This is a genomic window from Enterobacter sp. 200527-13, assembly GCF_027924865.1.
Classification (GTDB): domain Bacteria; phylum Pseudomonadota; class Gammaproteobacteria; order Enterobacterales; family Enterobacteriaceae; genus Enterobacter; species Enterobacter ludwigii.
Genome location: NZ_BSCM01000003.1, coordinates 465920 through 489170 on the forward strand (window position 1 = coordinate 465920; position 23251 = coordinate 489170).

Annotated in this window: 19 protein-coding genes and 3 tRNA genes; 8 read left to right on the top strand and 14 right to left on the bottom strand. The window is 55.8% G+C overall.

The window, feature by feature from the left end; genetic code table 11:
• Nucleotides 1-17: 17 nt before the first annotated feature.
• The 7 genes from hflX to nnr all read right to left on the bottom strand — a co-directional run bounded on the left by hflX (nucleotide 18) and on the right by nnr (nucleotide 7898).
• A complete protein-coding gene (gene hflX, locus QMG44_RS14320; protein WP_020882944.1) occupies nucleotides 18-1298 on the bottom strand; it encodes a ribosome rescue GTPase HflX in 1281 nt (426 codons plus the stop codon).
• A 74-nt stretch (nucleotides 1299-1372) separates the two neighbouring features.
• Nucleotides 1373-1684 carry an RNA chaperone Hfq gene (gene hfq, locus QMG44_RS14325; protein ID WP_014168311.1) on the bottom strand — a complete coding sequence of 104 codons (312 nt, stop codon included), beginning with the start codon at nucleotides 1682-1684 and terminating at the stop codon, nucleotides 1373-1375.
• An 85-nt stretch (nucleotides 1685-1769) separates the two neighbouring features.
• Entirely contained in the window at nucleotides 1770-2720 is a 951-nt protein-coding gene (gene miaA / locus QMG44_RS14330; RefSeq protein ID WP_014168310.1) for a tRNA (adenosine(37)-N6)-dimethylallyltransferase MiaA, read from the bottom strand.
• Entirely contained in the window at nucleotides 2713-4557 is a 1845-nt protein-coding gene (gene mutL / locus QMG44_RS14335; RefSeq protein WP_025206257.1) for a DNA mismatch repair endonuclease MutL, read from the bottom strand. Before mutL ends, miaA begins: the two co-directional genes overlap by 8 nt.
• Before the next feature lie 9 nt (nucleotides 4558-4566).
• Complete coding sequence (gene amiB / locus QMG44_RS14340; RefSeq protein ID WP_014168308.1) at nucleotides 4567-5904, bottom strand: N-acetylmuramoyl-L-alanine amidase AmiB; 1338 nt, start codon at nucleotides 5902-5904, stop codon at nucleotides 4567-4569.
• Between the two features lie 16 nt (nucleotides 5905-5920).
• On the bottom strand, nucleotides 5921-6382 hold the full coding sequence (gene tsaE / locus QMG44_RS14345; protein ID WP_020882947.1) for a tRNA (adenosine(37)-N6)-threonylcarbamoyltransferase complex ATPase subunit type 1 TsaE: 462 nt from the start codon (nucleotides 6380-6382) through the stop codon (nucleotides 5921-5923).
• A complete protein-coding gene (gene nnr / locus QMG44_RS14350; RefSeq protein WP_040018457.1) occupies nucleotides 6375-7898 on the bottom strand; it encodes a bifunctional ADP-dependent NAD(P)H-hydrate dehydratase/NAD(P)H-hydrate epimerase in 1524 nt (507 codons plus the stop codon). Before nnr ends, tsaE begins: the two co-directional genes overlap by 8 nt.
• On the opposite strand from nnr, the gene queG reads away from it, so the two are divergent.
• Nucleotides 7897-9036 (top strand): tRNA epoxyqueuosine(34) reductase QueG, encoded by a 1140-nt coding sequence (queG, locus tag QMG44_RS14355; RefSeq protein WP_086533157.1) that lies wholly within the window; start codon nucleotides 7897-7899, stop codon nucleotides 9034-9036. The two genes, nnr and queG, sit on opposite strands and share 2 nt — an antisense overlap.
• Before the next feature lie 269 nt (nucleotides 9037-9305).
• Here queG and QMG44_RS14360 read toward each other — a convergent pair.
• The 4 genes from QMG44_RS14360 to orn form a co-directional block, all read right to left on the bottom strand.
• Nucleotides 9306-9381, bottom strand: a tRNA-Gly gene (locus QMG44_RS14360).
• 36 nt (nucleotides 9382-9417) lie between these two features.
• A tRNA-Gly gene (locus QMG44_RS14365) sits at nucleotides 9418-9493 on the bottom strand.
• A gap of 36 nt (nucleotides 9494-9529) precedes the next feature.
• A tRNA-Gly gene (locus QMG44_RS14370) sits at nucleotides 9530-9605 on the bottom strand.
• A 215-nt stretch (nucleotides 9606-9820) separates the two neighbouring features.
• Nucleotides 9821-10366, bottom strand: coding sequence for an oligoribonuclease (gene orn / locus QMG44_RS14375; RefSeq protein ID WP_025206260.1), 546 nt, complete (start codon nucleotides 10364-10366; stop codon nucleotides 9821-9823).
• A gap of 107 nt (nucleotides 10367-10473) precedes the next feature.
• Between orn and rsgA the strand changes: the two genes are divergently transcribed.
• From rsgA to mscM, 3 genes are all read left to right on the top strand, one after another.
• The gene (gene rsgA / locus QMG44_RS14380; RefSeq protein ID WP_020882951.1) at nucleotides 10474-11526 is read left to right on the top strand and encodes a small ribosomal subunit biogenesis GTPase RsgA; all 1053 of its coding nucleotides are present in this window, start codon (nucleotides 10474-10476) and stop codon (nucleotides 11524-11526) included.
• Nucleotides 11527-11623: 97 nt separating this feature from the next.
• Entirely contained in the window at nucleotides 11624-12592 is a 969-nt protein-coding gene (asd, locus tag QMG44_RS14385; RefSeq protein WP_020882952.1) for an archaetidylserine decarboxylase, read from the top strand.
• Nucleotides 12593-12611: 19 nt separating this feature from the next.
• Nucleotides 12612-15935, top strand: a complete 3324-nt coding sequence (gene mscM / locus QMG44_RS14390) for a miniconductance mechanosensitive channel MscM (protein WP_025206261.1) — start codon at nucleotides 12612-12614, stop codon at nucleotides 15933-15935.
• A 39-nt stretch (nucleotides 15936-15974) separates the two neighbouring features.
• On the opposite strand, the gene yjeM is transcribed toward mscM, so the two are convergent.
• The gene (gene yjeM, locus QMG44_RS14395) at nucleotides 15975-17474 is read right to left on the bottom strand and encodes a glutamate/gamma-aminobutyrate family transporter YjeM (RefSeq protein ID WP_086533156.1); all 1500 of its coding nucleotides are present in this window, start codon (nucleotides 17472-17474) and stop codon (nucleotides 15975-15977) included.
• 200 nt (nucleotides 17475-17674) lie between these two features.
• Nucleotides 17675-18652 (bottom strand): elongation factor P--(R)-beta-lysine ligase, encoded by a 978-nt coding sequence (epmA, locus tag QMG44_RS14400; protein ID WP_020882955.1) that lies wholly within the window; start codon nucleotides 18650-18652, stop codon nucleotides 17675-17677.
• Between the two features lie 310 nt (nucleotides 18653-18962).
• Here epmA and frdA point away from each other — a divergent pair, with 310 nt between their 5' ends.
• From frdA to frdD, 4 genes are read left to right on the top strand one after another with little or no spacing between them, the layout of a single operon-like run.
• Nucleotides 18963-20753: a fumarate reductase (quinol) flavoprotein subunit gene (gene frdA, locus QMG44_RS14405; RefSeq protein ID WP_025206263.1), complete on the top strand. Its 1791-nt coding sequence runs from the start codon at nucleotides 18963-18965 to the stop codon at nucleotides 20751-20753.
• On the top strand, nucleotides 20746-21480 hold the full coding sequence (gene frdB / locus QMG44_RS14410) for a fumarate reductase iron-sulfur protein (RefSeq protein ID WP_020882957.1): 735 nt from the start codon (nucleotides 20746-20748) through the stop codon (nucleotides 21478-21480). Before frdA ends, frdB begins: the two co-directional genes overlap by 8 nt.
• A 10-nt stretch (nucleotides 21481-21490) precedes the next feature.
• The gene (frdC, locus tag QMG44_RS14415) at nucleotides 21491-21886 is read left to right on the top strand and encodes a fumarate reductase subunit FrdC (protein WP_281853118.1); all 396 of its coding nucleotides are present in this window, start codon (nucleotides 21491-21493) and stop codon (nucleotides 21884-21886) included.
• Between the two features lie 10 nt (nucleotides 21887-21896).
• A complete protein-coding gene (frdD, locus tag QMG44_RS14420) occupies nucleotides 21897-22256 on the top strand; it encodes a fumarate reductase subunit FrdD (protein WP_032679414.1) in 360 nt (119 codons plus the stop codon).
• Nucleotides 22257-22285: 29 nt separating this feature from the next.
• Here frdD and ampR read toward each other — a convergent pair whose 3' ends face one another.
• Nucleotides 22286-23161 carry a LysR family transcriptional regulator AmpR gene (gene ampR, locus QMG44_RS14425; RefSeq protein WP_020882960.1) on the bottom strand — a complete coding sequence of 292 codons (876 nt, stop codon included), beginning with the start codon at nucleotides 23159-23161 and terminating at the stop codon, nucleotides 22286-22288.
• Nucleotides 23162-23251: the final 90 nt, after the last annotated feature.

Genomic DNA, 23251 nt, shown 5'->3' on the forward strand with positions numbered 1-23251 from the left:
AGGCATCCCCTTTCTGATCAGACGATATAGTCGACCAGCGCAGGTTCTTGTTTACAGAGGCGACGCCAGTCAACGATCGGCAAACGCACCTGCATCCCCACGCTGCCGTCATCCTCCATCCACTCTTTTTCTATCGCCTGAAGCTGATAAAACCGGCTGCGCAGCCTGCCTTCCTGTGGCGGCAATCGCAGCGTGTGCTGGGCTACCTCACCGGAAAGACGTTCTGTCAAAGCCTGGAAAAGCAGTGGCACACCAATACCGGTCTGAGCGGAAAGCCAGACCCGAATCGGTTTGTTCTCTTCATCTCGGTCGATACGCGGCTCAAAATCCTCCAGCATATCGATCTTGTTCATCACCAACAGCGTTGGGATGTCGTCGGCGTCGATCTCGTCGAGCACCACGTTTACCGCGTCGATGTTCTCCTGCAAGCGAACGTCTGCAGCATCAATGACGTGCAGCAGCAGGGTCGCCTGACGCGTCTCCTGCAGGGTGGCTTTAAACGCAGCCACCAGGTCATGCGGCAGGTGACGGATAAACCCTACGGTATCCGCCAGCACCGTTTCACCGACGTCGGCGACGTCAATACGACGCAATGTGGGGTCCAGGGTCGCAAACAGCTGGTCTGCGGCATAAACCTGGGCCTCAGTAATCTGGTTAAACAGGGTGGATTTACCGGCGTTGGTATACCCCACCAGCGACACCGTCGGGATGTCAGCTTTCGATCGCGCCCGACGTCCTTGCTCACGCTGTTTTTCAACGCGTTCCAGACGTGAAAGGATCTGGGTAATACGGCCACGCAACAGACGGCGGTCGGTTTCAAGCTGGGTCTCACCCGGACCGCGCAAACCAATCCCGCCCTTTTGTCTTTCAAGGTGGGTCCAGCCACGCACAAGCCGCGTTGCCAGATGGCGCAACTGCGCCAGCTCAACCTGCAGCTTACCTTCGTGAGTACGCGCACGTTGAGCGAAAATATCTAAAATCAAACCCGTGCGATCGATAACACGGCATTCGCAAAGACGTTCCAGGTTACGTTCCTGAGCCGGAGACAGCGCATGATCAAACAACACGACTGACGCGCCGGTTGCTTTTACGGCATCCGCAATTTCAACTGCTTTACCTTCACCAACAAAATACTTTGGGTGCGGCGCTTTACGGCTACCGGTAATCACCTGCATTGCTTCGACACCGGCGGAAGAGACCAGAGATTCAAACTCCTGGAGGTCTTCCATATCTTTGTCTTGCGTAAAATAGATGTGTACCAGCACCGCCTGCTCACCGGCATCATAACGGTCAAACAAGCGTAAATTCCTCAAAAAAGATCAGCGGGGAACGCAGGATCCCTGGCTCCCCGTGTGGATAACAGCCCGAAACCTTATTCGGTATCTTCGCTGTCCTGCGCAGGAGAAGAAGAACCCTGCGCGCTGCTGCCATGATGGTAGTTACTACCCGTGCCGCCGCCAGTGTTATTGCTGTGATGGGATACCGGACGAGACGGAACAACTGTAGAAATAGCGTGCTTATAGACCATCTGACTGACCGTGTTTTTCAACAGGATCACGAACTGATCGAAAGATTCAATCTGACCTTGCAGCTTAATACCATTCACCAAATAAATAGAAACTGGAACACGTTCCCGACGCAATGCGTTCAGGAACGGATCTTGTAAAGATTGCCCCTTAGCCATTCTATCTTTTCCTTATATGCTTGTTTTGTACTTAGAACCTTGCGATTCTGAAAAATTGCGCACGATACGACTCAATTGTACACATTCAGTGAGCGATATCACCAACAACCTCAATCACTTCGTTTAACGCCTGTTGCGGTTTTTCACTGTCTAACCAGTGAACACCGTCCCAACCGCGCAACCAGGTGATCTGGCGCTTCGCTAACTGTCTCGTGGCGCAAACACCTCGATAAACCATTTCATCATATGAAATCTCGCCTTCAAGATATGACCACATCTGGCGGTATCCCACACAACGAACGGAAGGCATATCCGTATGCAAATCTCCACGGGCAAATAGCGCCCGCACTTCTGCTTCAAAATCTGAAGCTAACATCTGATGAAAACGCTGCTCAATTCGTTGATGGAGCAGTTCACGGCTCGCCGGGGCGATGGCGAACTGATGCACCTGATACGGCAGAGCGTCTCCTGACGTTTGCGTCAGTTCCGTTAAAGTTTTACCCGAAATGAAAAAAACTTCCAGTGCCCGGGAAAGCCTTTGCGGATCATTTGGATGGATCCGTGCTGCGGCAACCGGGTCAATCTCGGCCAGTTGCTTATGCAAAACGTCCCATCCCTGCTCTGCCGCCTGCTGCTCAATTTTTGCTCTTACTTCCGGATCCGCTGATGGCAGAGGTGAAAGCCCCTCCAGCAACGCCTTGAAATAAAGCATGGTTCCGCCAACCAACAGCGGTATACGTCCCGCCGCCGTTATCTCGGCCATCTCGGCTAATGCATCGCGGCGGAAATCCGCTGCGGAGTATGCCTGAGCCGGGTCGAGAATATCCAGCAAACGATGCGGTGCCGCACGCAGTTCGTCTGCGTCAGGCTTCGCCGTGCCGATGTCCATCCCTCGGTAGATAAGGGCAGAATCGACACTAATCAACTCTACAGGCAAAACTTTACGCAACTCAATGGCCAGTGCCGTTTTGCCGGAGGCCGTGGGGCCCATTAAAAAAATCGCCTTTGGCAGGCTCGCCTTGCTTACGTCAATCATGTTTCAGGGCATTCATCGCCGTTTGTAAATCAACAGGTTGTAATAACCCACCTGGCGGTGTCTTCACCAGATGCGGACAAAGGCGTTCAACCTCCGCCAGCACGCTAATGGCCTGCGCCATACTCCACGGCGCATGTTCGCTTGCCAGATGGCGGGCGATCCACTGCGCGGTGTTGGCGGCATCAAACGACGTTTGCTGCGCCAGGTAGCCTATCAGTTCAGGAATCAAGTTTTGTAAATTTTGTTGGCGTAAGGGTAAAGGCACTGCGCGAATGGTCACATGTTGTGGTTCGAGCACCATTTCAATGCCCATCTGCGCCAACAGGGCCTCTGCGCGACGCAGTACCCCTGTTTCTTCAGGGGATATTTTTAGCCGAACGGGGATCAGCAGCGGTTGTGCACAGGCCGCGTTTTCACCCGGCGTAAGCTGCACTTGTTTAAGCCAGCGTTCCGCCACCGGCAATGCCAGAAGCATCACGTGGCCTTCGCGCTCCAGCAGCGCCATATCCGGTGCGATAATCGTCAGAACCCGGCCAAAACTCTGGCTGTGGCCATCCAGCGAAGGCGCTGGCACCGCGACAGGCGCTTTGCGCTCCACCGCGGGGGTTTCCAGCAATTTCCGGTACAACGCTCCCTGCTGTTTTTGATAGCCAGGCTGGGCATTCGGATAGTTCGCTCCCGTTGGGCGCGGTGTGCTACCCGCAGCAGAGAAACGCGGGGCATCCGGCTCACGCGCCACGGCAGGTTCAGCAAAATGGTTCCGGCCCGCTGCAACACGGTTTTCCGGAAACGCGCGCGGGGCGGGTTCTTCTTTTTCCAACGGCAGCGTCGGTTCAGCCTGCTGTTGCAATACGCTCAGCACGCCCTGATAGATAAAATCATGCACCAGACGTGACTGGTGGAACCGCACTTCATGCTTGGCAGGATGGACGTTAACGTCCACCTGGTGTGGATCGATTTCTAGATAGAGCACAAACGCCGGTTGCTGATCTGCGCCCAGTTTATCTTCACAGGCCTGACGAATGGCGTGGTTAATGAGGCGGTCACGCATCATGCGGCCGTTCACATAGCAATACTGGATCTCAGCGAAGGCGGCGCTGCTCGCGTTGGGGTCAGCCACCCAGCCGCGCATGGCCAGATCGCCATGCTGCCACTCAATGGCCAGCGCGTGCTCGAGGAACGGTACGCCGCAGATAGCGCCCAAGCGGCGCTCTTTTTGCCCACCTTCCGCCACGGCGCGGTACTGGCGCATGACTTTGCCGTTATGGCTAAGGTTAATGGTCACGTCAAACCGCGCCAGGGCAATGCGACGAATGATCTCATCGATATGCCCAAACTCGGTTTTTTCGGTACGCATAAACTTGCGTCGGGCGGGGGTGTTATAAAACAGATCCAGCACTTCCAGCGTCGTACCGACCGGATGCGCCGCTGGTTTAATCGTCACGTCCATATCACGCCCTTCGGCGTACGCCTGCCAGGCTTCCTGCTGTTCAGCGGTACGAGAGGTGAGCGTGAGACGGGAAACAGAGCTGATACTGGCCAGCGCTTCCCCGCGAAAACCGAGGCTGATGATCGCTTCCAGGTCATCAAGAGAGGCAATTTTACTGGTGGCATGACGCGCCAGCGCTAGCGCCAGCTCGTCTTTTTTAATTCCACAGCCGTTGTCACGAATGCGAATCAGCTTTGCGCCGCCGCGTTCGATATCAATATCAATGCGGGTGGCCCCCGCATCAAGACTGTTTTCTACCAGCTCCTTCACCACCGATGCAGGGCGCTCCACCACCTCACCGGCGGCGATTTGGTTCGCGAGCTGCGGCGGTAGAACCTGAATCGGCATGAATTCTCCTTAGTTGGTCGCGGTCATCTCACCTGGCTGCGCTGCGCTGGCCGTCTGGGCGGCACCGCCCTGTGGCGCGGACTGCAGCGGATGCGCATCAAAGTATTTACGCAGACCGTTATAGATCGCTTCGGCAATTTGCTGCTGATAGCTGTCGCTGCCCAGCAGGCGTTCTTCAGCGTTATTACTGATAAAGCCTGTTTCCACCAGAATCGATGGAATATCCGGCGATCGCAGAACGCCCAGGCTCGCATGCTCCGGACGGCGCTTGTGCAATGACCCGATGCCCTGCAGCTGATTCAATACATTTGTGGCGACATCATACCCGACGCGCTGGGAATGACCGAATTGTAAATCCAGCACCGCCTGGCTGAGATACGGATCGGCCTGGCTGTTTGCCAGCACATCACCCGCTCCACCTAACAGTTCGGACTGTTTCTCATGCTCTTCAAGCCAGTTTGCCATTTCACTGTTCGCCCGACGGTTTGACAGCACCCACACTGAGGCTCCCGTGGCGTTACGGTTTGGCGCGGCATCCGCATGAATGGACACCAGGAAATTGGCATTTTGCTTACGTGCCACATCCGAGCGGCCCATCACCGAGATAAAGTAATCGCCGTCGCGCGTCAGCACGCCTTTAAACATAGGATCGTCGTTTAGCAGCGTCCGCAGCTTACGGGCAACCGCGATGGTGACATTTTTCTCCCGCGTACCGCCCGGACCAATTGCGCCGGGATCCTGACCGCCGTGCCCCGCATCAATGGCGATAATCACTTTATCACCGCTGACCGCGCGACGTGCGCTGGCCGCCGGCCGCGTCACGGTATTGCTGCTGGTAACGCTGGTAATGCGGTCGCTGTCCGTTTTAAACGGATTACGTGCCGGTTCAGAGGGGCGCGGGGTATAAACCGGCTCTTCCACGCGTTTCGCCACCACCGGTGGAGGCGGAGGCGGCGGAGGGGCGTCAGCGTTGATGGTAAAGACCACCGTATAATTCGCACCGTTTTGCTGCTTAACCGCTCTGGTTTTACCCTTTTCGGTTAGGTCGACCACCAGACGCAATGACTGGCTATCTTTTGGCGAGCCGGAACGAATGCTTTTAACCAGATTATTGCCGCTGAACTGGAGCGGTAACCCCTGGATAACCCCGGTTTGTTTGATATCCAGCGCCACGCTGTGGCTGTCTGGCTGTGAAAAAGCATATTCCGGATCGCCCATAAAGCTGAACGTGATCCTGGCCTGGCTTTCGCCGTTCGACACCTGAATATCCGACAGGCTTGCCGCCCCGGCCTGCGCGCACAGCAGCACCGTGGCAGCCAATAACCAACCTTTAACGCGACTAATCATCCCGTCATCCCTACGCTTAACCGGCCAGACGCGCCAGTAAGGAACTACCTGATGAGGAAACAGCACTGATGCGTGCCTCACGCCCTTGTGCCTGGTAATCTAAGTGAATTTCGACATCCGGGTCAGGCAACACACCCGCACCTTGTTGCGGCCACTCCACCAGGCAGATGGCATCATTGGCAAAATAATCACGGATCCCCATAAATTCCAGCTCCTCGGGATCCGCAAGGCGGTATAAATCAAAGTGGTACACCATGAGATTTTCAAGGGTGTACGGTTCTACCAGCGTGTAGGTTGGGCTTTTCACATTGCCTTTATGGCCTAACGCCTGCAGAAAACCCCGGCTGAAGGTGGTTTTACCCGCACCTAAATCACCATACAGATAAATGACGGTTGCCCCCTGACAGGCCTGTGCCACGCGTTTGCCAAGATCTAAAGTGGCTTGTTCATCAGGTAAAGAAATCGCTCGATTAGTCATTTTCTACGTCAATCACATCCGGGTTAACAACACGCCGTAGCGTGCAAAAAAGATCGGTGGCCAGCATTCCGCGTGTACCGTAACGTGCCGCCAGCTTATCCGCCGCGACACCATGGGCCACGCAGCCAGCGCAGGCTGCATCATAAAGGGGAAGTTTCTGTCCAAGCAATGCGCCAATGATGCCGGAAAGCACATCGCCCATTCCGCCGCTCGCCATCCCCGCATTTCCGGCATCGACAATGCCCAGCGCCTCGTCGCTGGCGACAACGGTTCCTGCCCCTTTCAGAACGGCAACACCTCCGTAACGTTTTACCAGACGCCGGGCAGAAAGTAAGCGATCGCTTTCAATTTCTGCCACGCTGCAGTTAAGCAGGCGCGCGGCTTCGCCGGGGTGCGGCGTCAGAATGCGATTGTGACGCTTATCAGGATTGATTGCCAGAAGGTTCAGCGCGTCTGCATCCCACAGCATCGGTTTACGAAAATTCTCGACCTTCTGCAGGGCCTGTTTCCCCCAGGCCTGCTGCCCAAGCCCCGGGCCAATGACCACGACATCCGCCCATTCGAGACTCTCTTCAAGCGACTGCGGCGTCAATTCATGCACCATCAGCTCCGGACGGGCCGTAATAATTGGCGCACTATTTTCGATGCGCGTCAGCACCCGCACTAAACCGGCACCGCAACGCAATGCCGCTTCCCCCGTCATGCGGATAGCCCCCGCCGTACCGTGGTCACCTCCAATGATCACCAGCCTGCCGTGATCGCCTTTATGGGACGTCGGGCGGCGCGGCGGTAGCCACTGTGCCAGCAGCGAAGCATCAACGCGCGAAACGTGGGTTTCCTGCCCGGCAAGCCAGCTCTCCAGCCCCAGTGCGTTATGGTGCAACGTTCCCGTGACATCCCGCGCTTTACCAGTGAGCAGCCCCGGTTTCAGGGCGATAAAGGCAACGGTGTGCGCGGCCTGAATCACCGCGCCCGGCGTCGTGCCGGTTTGCGCCATCAGTCCAGAAGGTATATCCAGGGCCACCACCGGCGCGCTGTGGGCATTGGCACGTGCAATCAGGGTGGCAACCGGGTCGCGCGGCGCACTGCGAAGCCCGGTGCCCAGCAGGCCATCAATAATCACATCAATCTCTTCCGGCCAGACGATATCGGTGGCATGAATAACACCGCCCGCGTTCAGCCAGGCTTCCCGCGCCGCACTGGCCTCTTCTGGCAGCGGTTTATCGCTCTCCAGCGCCAGCAACGTCACGTGGATCCCGGCGGCAACCGCCAGGCGGGCAACAACATAACCGTCACCGCCGTTATTGCCGTGTCCGCATAAAATCAGCCAATGCGACGATTCAGGGTAAGCCGTGCGGGTAACGTTAAACGCCGCTTCGCCCGCGCGTTGCATCAGTTCATACAGGGTAATGCCGAGGCTGTCTGCGGCCTCTTTTTCGGCGTGCCGGAGGTCATCCGCATGCCAGATGGAATGTGGTATACTTTCGGGGTTTTTCTTCACAGTATGGTCCGTCATGTCACAGCCCCTCGATCTCAATGAATTAGCGCAAAAAATTAAACAGTGGGGTGCTGAGCTTGGCTTCCAGAAGGTGGGTATCACCGATACCGACCTCTCCGCCAGCGAGCCGAAACTGCAGGCATGGCTGAATAAACAATACCATGGCGAAATGGAGTGGATGGCGCGTCATGGCATGATGCGTGCCCGCCCACACGAGCTGTTGCCCGGTACATTACGCGTCATCAGCGTACGCATGAACTACCTGCCCGCCAACGCGGCGTTTGCTCGCACGTTAAAAAATCCCGCACTTGGTTACGTCAGCCGGTACGCCCTGGGCCGTGATTACCATAAGCTTCTGCGTAACCGTTTAAAAAAACTCGGGGAAACTATTCAGCAGCACTGTGTGTCGCTGAATTTTAGACCGTTTGTAGACTCTGCGCCTGTTCTTGAGCGCCCGATAGCAGAAAAAGCCGGGCTTGGCTGGACAGGTAAGCACTCACTTATCCTTAGCCGCGACGCCGGATCGTTCTTTTTCCTCGGTGAACTGCTCATAGATTTGCCGCTGCCGGTAGATGGTCCGGTAGAGGAAGGTTGCGGGCGCTGCGTGGCCTGCATGACCATTTGCCCGACGGGTGCCATCGTTGAGCCTTATACGGTGGATGCGCGCCGCTGCATCTCCTATCTCACCATTGAACTCGAAGGGGCGATACCGGAAGAATTCCGTCCGCTTATCGGGAACCGTATCTACGGCTGCGATGACTGCCAGCTGATCTGCCCCTGGAATCGTTACTCGCAGCTTACGGATGAAGACGATTTCAGTCCTCGTAAAGCGCTTCATGCGCCTCAGCTTATCGAGCTCTTCGCCTGGAGTGAGGCCTGGTTCCTGAAAGTCACCGAAGGATCCGCCATTCGGCGTATTGGGCATCTGCGCTGGTTACGAAATGTCGCCGTTGCGCTGGGTAATGCGCCCTGGGATGAAGCCAATATTCAGGCGCTCGAAAGTCGCAGAGGTGAGCACCCACTTCTTGATGAACACATAGAATGGGCGATTGCGCAGCAAATCGAGAAGCGCAATGCCTGCGTTGTCGAGGTGCAGCTGCCGAAGAAACAACGGCTGGTGAGAGTGATTGAAAAAGGGCTTGTACGGGATGCTTGATATATTCACAGCCTGTGAATAAAAATAAAAACTCAAGCGCCATCGGGGCTGGCAATGAGGTCAAGTGATCTAAATAACATTTTGAAATGAAATTTACTTCATTAAATTCAGTATGTTACGAAGATATTATTCACCCTGCTAATTTTCTTCTGGTCTGTAACTGAGTAGGGCTTCTGTGGATAACTCTGTTCACAAGAGTATTTCAGATGCAATAGAAAATGTCCCCAACGAAGCATTCCGCTGTGGATAATCTGGAGATGATAAGAATTTGGAGCGGGAAACGAGACTCGAACTCGCGACCCCGACCTTGGCAAGGTCGTGCTCTACCAACTGAGCTATTCCCGCTTGGGTGGTCCGTGCTGTGGAAGCACTTTCAAATTTTGGAGCGGGAAACGAGACTCGAACTCGCGACCCCGACCTTGGCAAGGTCGTGCTCTACCAACTGAGCTATTCCCGCTTGGGTGGTCTGTGCTTTAGAAGCACCTTCAAATTTTGGAGCGGGAAACGAGACTCGAACTCGCGACCCCGACCTTGGCAAGGTCGTGCTCTACCAACTGAGCTATTCCCGCAAATTTGCACTGCTTTTGTTGCTGTCGTAACGTGTATTTCTCTGTCGTTACGGGAGGCGCATTATACGAGAAATCCGTTTAGCTGCAACCCCCCTAAAAGCGTTTTTTGTGAAATTCAGTTCAAGTGATGGAATATTCATCGCTTTGCACGTTTTTACACCATTCATGCGTTCTGTAGGCCGGGTAACGCGCAACGCCCCCGGCAACCGCCTGAATTACAGCTTAATAAAGTTCTCGCGATAATACGCCAGTTCGGCCACAGACTCACGGATATCGTCCATGGCCTGATGCGTACCCTGCTTTTTAAAGCCATCCAGGATTTCCGGTTTCCAGCGACGCGCCAGCTCTTTCAGGGTGCTCACATCCAGATAGCGGTAATGGAAGTAAGACTCCAGCTCCGGCATGTACTTAAACAGAAAACGGCGATCCTGACCGATGCTGTTACCGCAGATAGGTGATTTGCCCGCCGGAACCCACTGTTTCAGAAACGCAAGCGTTGCCAGCTCCGCCTCGCGATCGCCCATGGTGCTGGCCTTAACGCGCTCCACCAGCCCGCTCCCCGTATGGGTGCGCACGTTCCACTCATCCATTAACGCAAGCTGGTCGTCGGACTGATGAACCGCGATAGTCGGCCCTTCCGCCAGAATATTCAGGTTGGCATCGGTCACCAGGGTTGCAATCTCAATAATGCGATCGCGCTCGGGATCCAGCCCGGTCATTTCAAGATCGATCCAAATCAGGTTGTTTTCATCCGCGCTCATGTTATTTTCCACCCTTCTCGCATAACCGGCTGTAGCAGGTTAACTAGTATTAATTAGAGTGTATCATAGAGGTTTTGCCCCTTACGGGCGACCAGGAGCCAGCGCGATTGAGTAAAAATAAACTCTCCAAAGGGCAGCAGCGCCGTGTGAATGCCAATCACCAGCGCCGTCTTAAAACCACTTCGGAGAAGGTCGATTACGACGACAACCTGTTTGGCGAACCGATGGAAGGCATCGTCATCAGCCGTTTCGGTATGCACGCCGACGTGGAATCCGCCAACGGTGAGATTCACCGCTGCAACATCCGCCGGACGATTCGTTCTCTGGTGACCGGCGATCGCGTGGTCTGGCGCCCGGGTAAAGAAGCGGCGGAAGGCGTCACGGTAAAAGGCATCGTTGAGGCGGTCCACGCGCGTACGTCGGTACTGACCCGTCCCGATTTCTACGACGGGGTTAAACCTATCGCAGCCAACATTAACCAGATCGTTATCGTCTCAGCGATTTTGCCTGAACTTTCGCTCAATATTATCGACCGATACCTTGTCGCCTGTGAAACGCTGCAGGTTGAACCGATCATCGTACTCAACAAAATCGATCTGCTCGATGAAGACGGTATGAACTTCGTCAACGAGCAGATGGATATCTACCGTAACATCGGGTATCGCGTTCTGATGGTTTCCAGCTATACCAAAGATGGTCTGAAACCGCTTGAAGAGGCGCTTACCGATCGCATCAGCATCTTTGCGGGACAGTCCGGTGTGGGCAAATCGAGCCTGCTGAACAACCTTCTCGGCCTCCAGCAAGAGATCGTGACCAACGATGTGTCTGATGTTTCTGGCCTGGGCCAGCACACTACCACCGCGTCACGCCTGTATCACTTCCCGCACGGCGGTGATGTCATTGACTCCCCGGGCGTGCGTGAATTCGGTTTGTGGCACCTTGAGCCGGAACAAATCTTCAACGGATTTGTCGAATTCCATGATTATTTAGGTGCTTGCAAATACCGCGACTGTAAACATGACAATGACCCGGGCTGCGCTATCCGTGAAGCGGTCGAGAAAGGCGAAATAGCAGAGACCCGCTTTGAAAACTACCACCGCATTCTCGAGAGCATGGATCAGGTAAAAACGCGTAAAAACTTTTCTGATTCTGATAACTGACAACTAAGCTAAGCATCGCTAAAATCGTCCCCTTTTTTCAGGTTCCGGCGCTTTGCGGCCGGATCAGGAACGACAAAACAATGGCCTGGAGGCTACCTTGTTAAACTCATTTAAACTTTCGCTTCAATACATTCTGCCGAAACTGTGGCTCACTCGCCTGGCGGGCTGGGGCGCGAGCAAACGAGCGGGCTGGCTGACCAAACTGGTCATCGACCTTTTCGTAAAATATTACAAGGTCGACATGAAAGAGGCGCAGAAGCCGGATACCGCCAGCTACCGCACCTTCAACGAGTTTTTCGTCCGCCCACTGCGCGACGACGTGCGCCCGCTGAATACGGACCCTAACGTGCTGGTGATGCCTGCAGATGGCGTGATTAGCCAACTGGGTCACATCGAAGACGACAAAATCCTGCAGGCGAAAGGCCATAACTACAGCCTGGAAGCGTTGCTGGCAGGTAACTACCTGATGGCGGATCTGTTCCGTAACGGGACCTTCGCGACCACCTATCTCTCACCGCGCGACTATCACCGCGTGCACATGCCGTGCAACGGCATCCTGCGTGAAATGATCTACGTTCCGGGCGATCTGTTCTCCGTGAACCACCTCACCGCGCAGAACGTACCTAACCTGTTCGCCCGTAACGAACGCGTCATTTGCCTGTTTGATACTGAATTCGGCCCTATGGCGCAGATTCTCGTGGGCGCGACCATTGTCGGCAGCATTGAAACCGTCTGGGCTGGCACCATCACCCCACCACGTGAAGGCGTGATCAAGCGCTGGACCTGGCCTGCCGGTGAAGAAGAAGGCTCTGTCGCCCTGCTGAAAGGTCAGGAGATGGGTCGCTTCAAGCTGGGATCAACCGTTATCAACCTGTTTGCACCGGGTAAAGTTAAGCTGGCCGAACAGCTTGAAAGCCTGTCGGTCACCAAACTGGGTCAGCCGCTGGCCGTCTCTACCGAAACCTTCGTAACGCCGGTGGCAGAACCTGCACCGTTGTCCCAAGAAGAGATCGACGCCGAGCACGACGCCAGCCCGCTGGTTGACGACAAAAAAGACGAAGGCTAATAACAGAAGGATCGCTGACGTGCGCCCGATTATCGTTCTACTGATGGCCTGGTGCCTCAGCATGGGGGCGTACGCAGCGACAGCCCCCGACGCAAAACAGATAACCCAGGAACTGGAGCAGGCAAAAGCGGCAAAACCCGCTCAGCCAGAGACCGTTGAGTCGCTCCAGTCCGCCCTGAACGCGCTTGCGGAGCGAAAAGGCTCCCTTGAGCGTGCGCAGCAATATCAGCAGGTTATCGACAACTTCCCGAAACTCTCGCAAACGCTGCGCTCGCAGCTCAGTAATCTGCGTGATGAACCGCGCGATATACCGGCGGACATGTCTTCTGATGCGCTGAATCAGGAGATCCTCCAGGTCAGCAGCCAGCTTCTGGAAAAGAGCCGTCTGGCTCAGCAGGAGCAGGAGCGGGCGCGTGAAATTGCCGACTCGCTCAGCCAGCTTCCCCAGCAGCAAACCGATGCCCGCCGCCAGCTTAATGAAGTTGAGCGTCGCGTTGGCACGCAAAGCGGCAACACGCCGCAAGCGCAGGCGCAGAATCTGGGGCTGCAGGCCGAATCTGCTCGCCTCAAAGCCCTTGTCGATGAACTGGAGCTGGCGCAGCTGTCCGCCAATAACCGCCAGGAGCTGTCGCGGATGCGCTCTGAGCTGGCGCAGAAGCAGAGCGAACAGCTGGATGCATATCTGCAGGCCCTGCGTAATCAGCTTAACAGCCAGCGGCAGCGCGAAGCCGAGCGTGCGCTTGAAAGCACCGAACTGCTGGCGGAAAACAGCGCGAACCTGCCCAGCGGCATCGTTGAGCAGTTTAAGGTCAACCGCGAGCTCTCTGCGGCGCTGAACCAACAGGCGCAGCGTATGGACCTGGTGGCCTCGCAACAGCGCCAGGCTACCAATCAAACCCTACAGGTCCGCCAGGCGCTTAACACGTTGCGTGAGCAGTCCCAGTGGCTAGGGTCATCAAACCTGCTGGGTGAAGCGTTACGCGCGCAGGTCTCACGCCTGCCGGAAATGCCCAAACCGCAGCAGCTGGATACCGAAATGGCTCAGCTGCGCGTGCAGCGACTGCACTTTGAGGATCTGCTCAACAAACAGCCGCAAATCCGCCAGATCCGTCAGGCTGACGGACAGCCGCTGACCAGCGAGCAGAACCGCATTCTGGAAGCCCAGTTGCGTACCCAGCGTGAATTGCTGAACTCCCTGCTCCAGGGCGGGGATACGCTGATTCTGGAACTGACCAAGCTCAAGGTCTCTAATAGCCAACTGGAAGATGCGCTGAAAGAGGTGAATGAGGCAACGCACCGTTATCTCTTCTGGACCTCCGACGTGCGGCCGATGACCTTCTCGTGGCCGATTGAGATTGTTCAGGATCTGCGCCGCCTTATTTCGCTGGATACCTTCAGCCAGCTGGGCCAGGCCAGCGTGATGATGCTCACCAGTAAAGAGACCATTTTCCCGCTGCTGGCCGCGCTGATTCTGGTGGGCTTCAGCATTTACTCGCGCCGGTATTTCACCCGATTCCTGGAGCGCTCCAGCGCCCGGGTGGGGAAAGTTACGCAGGATCACTTCTGGCTGACGTTACGCACCGTCTTCTGGTCGATTCTCGTCGCCTCACCGCTACCGGTCCTGTGGATGACGCTTGGATATGGCCTGCGGGAAGCCTGGCCCTACCCGCTCGCGGTGGCCATTGGCGATGGCGTCACTGCCACGGTGCCACTGCTGTGGGTGGTAATGATTTGCGCCACGTTCGCGCGGCCCAACGGTTTGTTCATCGCTCACTTCGGCTGGCCGCGTAATCGCGTTGCACGCGCCATGCGTTACTACCTGATGAGCATCGGACTGATTGTGCCGCTGATTATGGCGCTGATCATGTTCGATAAACTCAACGACCGGGAATTCTCAGGGTCGCTGGGCCGCCTCTGCTTTATGCTGATATGCGGGGCGCTGGCAATTGTCACGCTCAGCCTGAAACGCGCCGGTATCCCGCTCTATCTGGATAAATCCGGTAACGGCGACAACATGTTCAACCGGCTGCTCTGGAACCTGCTGCTGAGCGCACCGCTGATTGCCATGCTGGCAGCGACGGTGGGTTACCTGGCGACCGCCAAGGCGCTGCTGGCGAGGCTTGAAACCTCGGTGGCGATCTGGTTCCTGCTTCTGGTGGTGTATCACGTGATACGCCGCTGGATGCTGATCCAGCGCCGCCGTCTGGCGTTCGACCGTGCCAAGCACCGGCGGGCAGAGATCCTCGCCCAGCGTGCGCGTGGCGAGGAAGAGCCAAACCATGTCAACAGCACAGAAGGCACGACGGAAGCTGACGAAGTCGAGCTGGATCTGGATGCCATCAGTACCCAATCCCTGCGACTGGTACGCTCCATCCTGATGCTGATTGCCCTGCTGTCGGTGATCTTCCTGTGGTCGGAAATTCACTCCGCGTTTGGCTTCCTGGAAAACATCTCCCTGTGGGACGTAACGTCCACGGTACAAGGTGTGGAGAGCCTGGAGCCGATTACCTTAGGCGCGGTGTTAATAGCCATTCTGGTGTTGATCATCACCACCCAGCTGGTGCGTAACTTCCCGGCACTGCTGGAGCTGGCCCTGCTGCAGCATCTCGATTTAACCCCGGGGACGGGATATGCAATTACCACCATCACCAAATATCTGATCATGCTGTTTGGCGGGCTGGTCGGCTTCTCAATGATTGGTATTGAATGGTCGAAACTGCAGTGGCTGGTGGCGGCACTTGGTGTGGGGTTAGGGTTTGGCTTACAGGAGATCTTCGCCAATTTTATCTCTGGCCTGATTATTCTGTTCGAAAAACCGATTCGTATTGGCGATACGGTAACGATCCGCGATTTGACCGGCAGCATCACCAGGATCAACACGCGCGCCACCACCATCAGCGACTGGGACCGTAAAGAGATCATCGTGCCGAACAAGGCGTTTATTACCGAGCAGTTTATCAACTGGTCGCTGTCAGACTCCGTCACGCGTGTGGTGCTGACGGTACCTGCGCCGTCGGATGCCAATAGCGAAGAGGTCACTCAGATCCTCTACACCGCCGCGGAGCGCTGTTCATTTGTGATCGACAACCCGGCGCCGGAAGTGTTCCTGGTGGATTTACAACAGGGGATCCAGATTTTCGAACTGCGTATTTACGCCGCCGAAATGGGACACCGTATGCCACTGCGTCATGAGATCCACCAGCTGATTCTGGCAGGGTTCCGTGAGCACGGCATTGATATGCCGTTCCCACCGTTCCAGATGCGTCTGGAAAGCCTGGACGGGCGTAAAACGGGAAGAACGTTAACGTCAGCGGCGCGCACACGCCCGGCAGGAAGTCTGTAACCCTTCTCCCCTCCCTTCCGGGAGGGGAATGTTTAACCGCTACGCCACTTCCGTCAGCAACGCCACAGAACGTCGGCGGTAATTCTCATAAATCCCCATCGCCAGAAGCGAGAAGAAGACTGGACCGCCCACCATCCACAGTGCGCTACTCCAGTCATTCGCCTCAATCACCGGCTGAATAACGGTAAAGATGTTGGCGAATGCCACTACCAGCACCACCACCGTGGTTGCCAGCAGCGTGGCGGCGCGCGTTTTGAAAATCACAAACGGACGCTCAAGATCCTCCTTCGCCTTAAAGAACGGGAAGGCCAGGCTCAGAAAGAGATAAGGCAGCGTCATCGACACGTTCGCCATCAGGGTCAGCTTGTTATAAAACGCTGACGCGGTATCCCCACCAAACGACACCAGCAAAATGAACACGCAGACCAGCAGGCACTGCATCCACATGGCGTTGGCGGGCATACCTGCGGTATTCAGTTGCGTCATGCGTGCAGGCCACAGCGCTTTTGGCGTGCCCTGAATTATCGCTTTCAACGGAGAGTAAATCAGCGTGAAAAACGCGCCGGTATAGGCAAGGAACATGGACAAGCCGGTGATGCGTGCAAACCAGACGCCCATCATTGCCGCCGCTTCCGGTGTCAGATTCATCGCTTGTCCCAGCGTCATCCCCAGGCTTTTCATCAGCACATAGGTAATGTTGCCCAGGTTAGTGGTGTTGTTGCTGAGTACCTGCTGCCAGTTGCTGCTGACGCCCCAGAGGAAAATTGCCAGCGAATAGCCAATGGAGATAACTATTGCGGCAAAAATAATGCCTTTCGCAAAGTTCTTTTCCGGGTTCTCGGTCTTGTCGACCAGGCCGCCCACCGCCTCAATACCGCCGTACGCAAAAATGGCAAACACCACAAAGGAGAGCATAGCGAGCCCGGACTGATAGCTCGGGTTGGGCGAGGAAACGAAGTTCACCTCCTGAGCGAAATGTCCGCCGTTCAGGCACAGAATGGCAATGCTGACCAGCAGCAACACCAGGTTCAGGCACATCACCGAGATCCCACCCACGGCGGTAATGCGGGCAATTTTGTTGATGCCCTTAGACGCCACCAGCGTTACAACCACCATCCAGCAGACGGCCAGAATCCCGACCACCTGCGTGGAGCTCAGACCGGCCAAAGACCAGACCTGAGTGTAATCGCTGCCGAAAACAAACGTCGAAAACGGTACCCAGACCTTGGCCGCCGTACTGACCATCCAGACCACATACGAGGAGAACCACATAAACGTGCCGATAAACGCGTAGCGCGGGCCGATGCTGTTGTTCATCCAGGAATAGATCCCGCCCTCTTCTTTGCGGTAAGCCGCCCCCATTTCAGCCATCATCAGCGCAAACGGTATGAAGAAAAACAGGGCCGAGACGATGTAGAACGGCGTTGCGCTGTAGCCCATCAGATAGAAAGCCGACGGGCTGTTGGCAAAGCCAAAGACGGAGGTAAAAATCATCAGGATGAGCCCGGTGAGGGTCATCTTTTTAAGTGACTGGGACATAGCGCCATCCAAAGGAAGTTAAACTGCGCGGATGGTAGCAGAAGACCAGACTAATATTGTGGCTATTAGGGGCAAATTAAGAAAAAGACCTGCGTACAGAGAATGTGGCAGTTTTTAATGTTGTCGTGCGGAAATGGAAAGGTTAATTGACATCAGAGGTGAGCCGGGTAAGCGACAGCGCTACCCGGCAATGCGATGCGTTATGCGCGATCGACCGTAAACGCGATCACTTCGCCCAGCTGTTCTGCACCCAGCGCCAGCATCACCAGACGATCAACGCCCAGCGCCACGCCGGAGCAGTCCGGCAGACCCGCTTTCAATGCTTCCAGCAGATGGGTATCAATGGGCTGCTGCGGCAGACCACGTGCCGCGCGCTTGCGGTTATCCTGCTCAAAACGCTGCTGCTGTTCGCGTGCGTCGGTCAGTTCGTGGAAGCCGTTCGCCAGCTCGATACCTTTGTAATAGACCTCAAAACGCTCCGCCACGCGGTGATCTTCGGTGCTGATCTGCGCCAGCGAAGCCTGGCTTGCCGGGAAGTGATATACAAACGTCGGCCGGTCTTTGCCAATTTGCGGCTCAACGCCAAAGGTGAAGAGCAGTTGCAGCAGCGTGTCGCGGTCTTCTTCGGTATCTGCCACGTTGCTCAGATCCAGTTTTGCCGCCACTTCGCGCAGCTGCGCTTTATCCGCAGAAAGCGGATCAATTTCCAGGTAACGCTGGAAAACCTGCTGATAAGAGAGCGTTTCCGCTTCTGAGCACTCCAGCACCTGCTGCAGCAGATCGTCCACCTCGTTCATCAGGCGGTACATATCATAATGCGGACGGTACCACTCCAGCATGGTGAATTCCGGATTGTGGTGACGCCCCATCTCTTCATTACGGAAACTGCGGCACAGCTGATAGACCGGGCCACACCCTGCCGCCAGCAGGCGTTTCATGTGGTATTCCGGGCTGGTCATCAGATACAAATTCATGCCCTGTGAGTGGCCAGGACCAACAAAACGGGTTTCAAACGGGACCAGATGAATATCCGTTACCGTTGCCTGACTCATGCACGGGGTTTCCACCTCAAGGACGCCGCGGTCGGCAAAGAAGCGGCGGATCTCCGCCATAATTGCAGCGCGTTTTAGCAGGTTGGGGATGGATGCGCTCGGCTGCCAGGTGGCCGTTTCGCTCATGAGTTTTTCTCCGATTTCAGACAAGGGCACGAAGTCTACTCGTTACCAGGGACGGAGACAAATTTTGCGCAGTAAAAAAGCGCATTTCATTTAGGTGAACAATTGCGCGACGAAATTCATTACTCACCGCGATAAATCGCCGCACAGAACAGCAAAAAAATCGAACACGTCAAATTTCCCTGACATCCACGCGGTTATACTGCTTTACCCATAAAGGAGCAGTGGAAACGCTTTCGCAATCGTCCTTTTGGACGGGTGAACTACCTTTAGTTTATCGCGTTGCGAAATAACAAAAATCTGGAGGAATGTCGTGCAAACTTTTCAAGCCGATCTTGCCGTTATAGGCGCTGGCGGGGCTGGATTACGTGCTGCGATTGCTGCAGCACAAGCTAATCCCAACGCTAAAATCGCATTGATTTCAAAAGTCTATCCGATGCGCAGCCATACGGTTGCCGCAGAAGGAGGATCCGCCGCCGTTGCGCAGGATCATGACAGCTTCGAATACCATTTCCACGACACGGTTGCAGGGGGCGACTGGCTTTGCGAGCAGGATGTCGTTGACTACTTTGTACACCATTGTCCTACGGAGATGACCCAGCTTGAACAGTGGGGATGTCCGTGGAGCCGTCGTCCGGACGGCAGCGTCAACGTTCGCCGCTTCGGCGGGATGAAGATCGAACGCACCTGGTTCGCCGCCGATAAAACCGGCTTCCACATGTTGCACACCCTGTTCCAGACCTCCCTTCAGTTCCCACAGATTCAGCGCTTTGACGAACATTTCGTCCTCGACATTCTGGTTGATGACGGTCAGGCGCGCGGTCTGGTGGCGATGAACATGATGGAAGGCACCCTCGTCCAGATCCGCGCCAACGCGGTGGTAATGGCTACCGGCGGTGCGGGGCGTGTTTACCGCTACAACACCAACGGGGGTATCGTCACCGGTGACGGCATGGGCATGGCGCTTAGCCACGGCGTGCCGCTGCGGGATATGGAGTTCGTGCAGTATCACCCTACTGGCCTGCCGGGCTCCGGCATTCTGATGACGGAAGGCTGCCGTGGTGAAGGCGGGATCCTGGTCAATAAAAATGGCTACCGCTATCTGCAGGATTACGGCATGGGTCCGGAAACCCCGCTCGGCGAGCCGAAAAACAAATACATGGAACTGGGCCCGCGCGACAAAGTGTCTCAGGCCTTCTGGCACGAATGGCGCAAAGGCAACACCATCGCCACGCCACGCGGCGATGTGGTCTACCTCGACCTGCGTCATCTTGGCGAGAAGAAACTGCTGGAACGTCTGCCGTTCATTTGCGAACTGGCAAAAGCCTATGTTGGCGTCGATCCGGTGAAAGAGCCGATTCCGGTACGTCCAACGGCCCACTACACCATGGGCGGTATCGAAACCGATCAGCAGTGCGAAACCCGCATTAAAGGGCTGTTTGCCGTGGGCGAGTGCTCTTCTGTCGGCCTGCACGGTGCCAACCGTCTGGGGTCAAACTCACTGGCGGAGCTGGTGGTCTTTGGCCGCATGGCGGGCGAACGCGCGATGGAGCGTGCTGCCACCGCGGGCGAGGCGAACAGCGCGGCGCTGGATGCCCAGGTCGTTGACGTCGAAAAACGGCTGAAAAACCTGGTGAACCAGGAAGGAAATGAAAACTGGTCGAAAATCCGCGACGAGATGGGCCTGTCGATGGAAGAAGGCTGCGGTATCTACCGTACCCCTGAGCTGATGCAAAAAACCGTGGATAAGCTGGCAGAGCTGCAGGAGCGCTTCAAGCGCGTGCGCATTACCGATACCTCCAGCGTGTTCAACACAGACCTGCTCTATACCATTGAGCTGGGTCACGGCCTGAACGTGGCGGAATGTATGGCGCACTCTGCGCTGGCACGTAAAGAGTCACGCGGCGCGCATCAGCGTCTTGATGAAGGCTGCACCGAACGTGATGACGTCAATTTCCTGAAACACACTCTCGCCTGGCGCGATGCGGATGGCACCACCCGTCTGGACTACAGCGACGTGAAAATCACGACGTTGCCACCGGCTAAACGCGTGTATGGCGCAGAAGCAGAAGCCGCCGAGAAGAAGGAGAAGGCGAATGGCTGAGATGCAGAAACTGAAAATCGAAGTGGTGCGCTACAATCCGGAAGTAGACACCGCACCGCACAGCGCATTCTATGAAGTCCCTTATGACGAGCAAACCTCTCTGCTGGATGCGCTCGGCTATATCAAAGATAACCTTGCGCCGGACCTGAGCTACCGCTGGTCGTGCCGTATGGCAATCTGCGGCTCCTGCGGCATGATGGTCAACAAGGTGCCGAAACTGGCCTGTAAAACTTTCCTGCGTGAATACACCAAAGGCATCAAAGTAGAAGCGCTGGGTAACTTCCCGATTGAACGCGATCTGGTGGTCGATATGACCCATTTTATCGAAAGTCTGGAAGCGATTAAGCCGTACATCATCGGCAATCCACGTACGCCGGATCAGGGGACGAACACCCAGACGCCAGCTCAGATGGCGAAATACCATCAGTTCTCCGGCTGCATCAACTGTGGTCTGTGCTACGCCGCGTGTCCACAGTTTGGTCTGAATCCAGAGTTTATTGGCCCGGCGGCCATTACCCTGGCACACCGCTATAACGAGGACAGCCGCGACCACGGTAAAAAAGAACGTATGGCGCAGCTTAATAGCCAGAACGGCGTCTGGAGCTGTACTTTTGTGGGCTACTGCTCCGAAGTCTGTCCAAAGCACGTCGACCCGGCCGCCGCTATTCAGCAGGGTAAAGTGGAAAGCTCGAAAGACTTTCTTATCGCCACCCTGAAACCACGCTAAGGAGTGCATAATGACGACTAAACGCAAAGCCTACGTGCGGCCAATGCCGTCCACCTGGTGGAAGAAACTGCCGTTTTATCGCTTCTATATGCTGCGTGAAGGCACCGCGGTGCCGGCGGTCTGGTTCAGCCTGGAGCTGATGTATGGCGTTTATGCCCTCAAACATGGCCCTGAAACCTGGGCCAGCTTTGTCGGCTTCCTGCAAAACCCCATCATCGTGATCCTGAACCTGATTGTGCTCGCGGCAGCGCTGCTTCATACCCAAACCTGGTTTGAACTGGCGCCAAAAGCGGCGAACATCATCATTAAAGACGAGAAAATGGGGCCAGAGCCGGTCATTAAAGGGCTATGGGGAGTGACGATCCTCGTCACTGTGGTCATTCTGTTTGTCGCACTGTTCTGGTAAGGAGACTACTGTGATTAATCCAAATCCAAAACGTTCTGACGAGCCGGTCTTCTGGGGACTGTTTGGCGCAGGGGGGATGTGGAGCGCCATCATCGCGCCGGTCATCATCCTGCTGGTCGGTATTATGCTGCCACTGGGGCTGTTTCCGGGCGATGCGCTGGGTTACGAACGAGTACTGGCCTTTGCCAGCAGCTTTATTGGCCGTGTGTTCCTCTTCCTGATGATCGTCCTGCCGCTGTGGTGTGGCCTGCACCGTATTCACCACGCGATGCATGACCTGAAAATCCATGTCCCGAGCGGGAAATGGGTGTTCTACGGTCTGGCAACCATCCTGACGGTGGTTACGCTGATTGCCGTGGTTACTATCTGATACATCAGGCCCGCCTCCCGGCGGGCCTGTCATTTCTGCATTTTCCCCACCAGCCACTGCGCAAACTCACGCATTGCAGGGGTTTCTGTCCGTGACTGCAATCGGGTTAACCAGTAACTGCCCAGCTCAATCTGTGTCGCAAACGGCTGAATGATACGTTCGCTGTTCAGCAGATGAGTGAACATACCCACAGGTGCGATAGCAATTCCCACGCCGGCCTGCGCGGCTTCCAGCATGGTAACGGATGAATCAAACACCATCACCCGATGCGTTGGTGACGGCGGGAGTTCGCCCGCGGCCTGCATCCACGCCGACCATTCGTCGCGTCGGTAGGAGCGCAGCAGCGTAAACTTCAGCATGTCCGCCGGTGCTTGTAGCCCGACGGCAATTTCAGGCGTGCACAGCGGAGCCAGCGGCGCAGAACACAGAAACGTCGCTTCAGTGCCATGCCACGCCCCTCCACCGTAGCGGATCGTGTAATCCAGCCCTTCGGCGGCCGGATCGACGCGGTTATTATGGGTCGAAAGATGCAGATCGATATGCGGATAGCGGCGACGGAAATCATCCAGCTGCGCGAATAACACCCCGGTCGCAAAAGTCCCCACCACGCCAATTTTAAGCTTCTCCAGCGCGCGATGACTGGCAAAGCGATCCAGCATGCCGGCGATACGATCAAACGAATCGTTCAGCACCGGCAGCAGATTCTCGCCCTCTGTCGTCAGCATCAATCCGCGCGAAACCCGGACAAACAGCTGACAGTTCAGATGCTGTTCCAGCGTCTTAACGTGCTGACTGATGGCTGAATGGGTGACATTCAGCTCAATGGCAGCATTAGTAAAACTGAGGTGCCTTGCGGCGGCTTCGAAGGCACGAAGCGAATTAAGCGGTAAATAGCTGCGTGTCATCGACCCATCCGTTAGAAAAATTAACAGCTAATGCTAAATTTAACCGTTTGTCAGCCACAGTCAAATCCAACAGACTGGGTATGTCTGACG